General features: G+C 46.2%; 1 protein-coding gene. It reads right to left on the bottom strand.

Annotation, left to right across the window (positions count from 1 at the left end; translation table 11 throughout):
* Positions 1 to 33 precede the first annotated feature (33 nt).
* Positions 34 to 321 (bottom strand): integration host factor subunit beta, encoded by a 288-nt coding sequence (ihfB, locus tag ACX5J7_RS06735; RefSeq protein WP_014949641.1) that lies wholly within the window; start codon positions 319 to 321, stop codon positions 34 to 36.
* Positions 322 to 658 lie beyond the last annotated feature (337 nt).

The following is a 658-nucleotide window of genomic DNA, read 5'->3' as shown; positions in this document are numbered from 1 at the left end:
ACGAGTCAGTTGGCCACACAGTGATGTAGTGCATTATGCGATTGAGGCGTCTACCCTTTCGCGAAGTTCCTTACCAGGCTTAAAGTGCGGTACATACTTACCATCTAACTTTACGGTTTCACCCGTTTTAGGGTTTCTACCTACGCGAGGTGCGCGGTAGTGAAGCGAAAAGCTACCAAAACCTCTAATTTCAATACGCTCACCCTTTTGAAGTGTTTGCGCCATTTGTTCTAGAAGTTCTTTAATTGCCAGTTCGAGTTCTTTCGCCGGAATATGACGCGCTTGATCCGCGAGCCGTTCAATTAATTCAGACTTGGTCATGTTTAACCTCATTGTCAATATTATTGTTTAAACAGCTATCGCGAATAGGGTGTGCGTGTGCACACCCACAAAAGCATTATTCGCCTTTAGCAGCTTTAAATGCTTCTGCCATCGCGTTAGCGAAACCACATCTTCTTGCTGGTTAACTTTGTCGATAGCTTCTTTTTCGTCAGCCTGATCTTTCGCTCTAACAGATAGGTTAACAGTGCGGTTCTACGGTCAACGCCCATAACTTCGCTTCGATGCTATCACCACGCTTGCTACTTCTGTTGCGTCTCAACACGCTCTACAGCAAGCTCTGCAACGCGGATGTACGCCGTCAACTTCTTCAGCTAGG

The organism is Alteromonas infernus, assembly GCF_902705815.1.
This window is presented reverse-complemented; position numbering and strand designations above follow the sequence as displayed.